This is a genomic window from Sinomonas sp. G460-2, assembly GCF_047759905.1.
Lineage (GTDB): Bacteria > Actinomycetota > Actinomycetes > Actinomycetales > Micrococcaceae > Sinomonas.
On the sequence record NZ_JBKZWT010000521.1, the window covers coordinates 1 to 1,511 of the forward strand.

Below are 1,511 nucleotides of genomic sequence, written 5' to 3' on the forward strand. Positions count from 1 at the left end.
CCAAATCCCACATTCTGCCTCAAGCACCGTCACAGCAGAACGACAGGACGGGCCACGAGAGTTGTTCGCATGACGACAGCTCTCCGCTCCACCGATGGGCCCTCGACGCCGCCGCATCCGGGGCCCGGCGCCGCGCTAGCCCGTGACCTCCGCAAGCGCGGGCGCCGTCGTCTGCTCCGCGAGGACACGCTCACGGTGCTCGCATGGGCATCGGGGGCGGCCGCCGTCGCCCTCTATCTCGCCGACGGTGGCGCGGGCCAGTTCAACAGCCCCAGCCCCGCGCTCACGGGCATCGGCGTCATCGCGGGCCTCATCGGCACTGACCTCGTGCTCGTCATGCTGCTGCTCGCGGCGCGCATCCCGCTCATCGACAACGCGATCGGCCACGACCGGGCGATGGCGGTGCACGGGAAGCTCGGCAAGCCCGCGCTGTATCTCATCCTCGCGCACACGGTCTTCCTCCTGCTGGGCTACGGCATGGCGGACGGGCTCAACCCGATCGCCGAGGGCGTCTCGATGTGGGTCAACCTCCCGGACATGTGGCTCGCGTTCATCTCGATCGTGCTGTTCATCGCCGTGGTCGTGACCTCCCTCGTGGCCGTGCGGCGGCGCTTCCCGTACGAGTTCTGGTACGTCGTGCACCTGCTCACGTACGCGGCCGTGCTCACGGCGCTCCCGCACCAGTTCAGCGTGGGCGGCCTCTTCGCCGACGGGCAGTGGCAGCGCTGGTACTGGATCGCGTTCTACGTCCTGGTCCTCGCAGCCCTGCTCCGCTTCCGCATCTGGGCCCCGCTCGCACTCACCCTCCGCCACCAGCTCACCGTCCAGCGCGTGGTCCCGGCGGGCGACGGCGCCGTGAACGTCGAGCTCACGGGCCTGCGGCTTGAGGAGTTGGCCGGCTCGGGCGGGCGGTTCTTCATCTGGCGCTTCCTGGCGCCGGGCCTGTGGTGGCACCACCACCCCTTCAGCCTGTCCGCGGACCCCGCAGCGGGGCGCCTGCGGATCACCGTGCGCAACCTCGGGAGGGGCAGTGCCTCGCTCATGGCCGTCAAGCCCGGCACGAAGGTCTCGATCTCGGGACCCTACGGCCTCTTCGGCCACGCCGCCCGCACGCGGGCCGGCCTCGTGCTCGTAGGGTCCGGCATCGGCATCACTCCGCTCCGGGCCATCCTCGAACGGGCCGAGTTCGAGCCCCGACAGGCCACCGTGATTCTCCGGGCCTCGACGCCCGAGACCCTGTATCTCCGCGACGAAATCGCCGAGCTGTGCCAGCAGAGAGGAGCAACCATGTTCGAGCTCGTAGGCCACCGCGCCCGCAGCGGCAACACGTGGCTCCCCCGCCACCAGACCGGGCTGCGGCTCGCCGACTACGTGGCCAACCTCTCCGGCTCCGACGTCTACGTATGCGGCCCGAACAAGTGGGCCGAATCCGTCATGGCCGACGCCAAGGCCACGGGGCTCGCCGACGCGCAGCTCCATCGCGAAAGGTTCGACTGGTGAGGGCCCGGGCA

At 70.2% G+C, this 1,511-nt stretch carries 1 protein-coding gene; it reads left to right on the forward strand.

Annotation, left to right across the window (positions count from 1 at the left end; all coding sequences use genetic code 11):
- Window positions 1-69: 69 nt before the first annotated feature.
- Window positions 70-1,500, forward strand: a complete 1,431-nt coding sequence (locus ACLN58_RS22085) for a ferric reductase-like transmembrane domain-containing protein (RefSeq protein ID WP_415857352.1) — start codon at window positions 70-72, stop codon at window positions 1,498-1,500.
- Window positions 1,501-1,511: the final 11 nt, after the last annotated feature.